General features: G+C 64.4%; 1 protein-coding gene. It reads right to left on the reverse strand.

Features of this window, described 5'->3' with window-relative positions; all coding sequences use genetic code 11:
* On the reverse strand, positions 1–627 hold a 627-nt coding region (locus ABGB16_RS33915), incomplete at its 3' end, for a reverse transcriptase/maturase family protein (protein WP_347672126.1).
* Positions 628–651: the final 24 nt, after the last annotated feature.

The following is a 651-nucleotide window of genomic DNA, read 5'->3' on the forward strand; positions in this document are numbered from 1 at the left end:
TTGGTTCTGCAGGTCGAGGTAGGCAGGGTTACGTGCCCTGCGTCCCCCTCGGGTGTACTCCGGGATCAGGACTGTCTCGACGAACTGGTCCAGTTTGTGCAGGTAAATCGAGGACAGGATCGGCGAGGCGACCCCACCCTGGGGAGCCCCGGACAGGGTCGCGCCCCATTTCCAGTCCTCCAGGTATCCGGCCGTGAGCATGTTACGCACCAGCCGCAGGAACCGGTTGTCGTGGATCTTCTCCGACATGATGGTGAGCATCAGGTCATGATCGAGCGACCCGAAGCAGTCGGCGATGTCTCCCTCGATAAACCAGGCCGTTCCGGTCCAGGTATTGGCGATCTCCCGCAACGCGGTATGACAGCCTCGCCGTGGCCGGAATCCGTGGGACCGATCGGAGAACGCCGGCTCGTAGTACGCCTCCAACAACAGGCGGACCACCTCGCCGACGAGTTTGTCCGACCAGGTCGGCAGTCCCAACGGGCGGGTCTTCCCGTTCTTCTTCGGGATGCGCACCCGCCGGACGGGGGCGAACCGGTAGCGCTCGTGACGCATCGCCGCGATGATGCGACCGATCTTCGCCTGGGACATGCCGTCCACGGTCTCCTGCGTGACCCCGGGCGTCATCGCGCCGTGGTTGGCGTAGATACG

The organism is Micromonospora sp. B11E3 (assembly GCF_039871625.1).
GTDB lineage: Bacteria > Actinomycetota > Actinomycetes > Mycobacteriales > Micromonosporaceae > Micromonospora.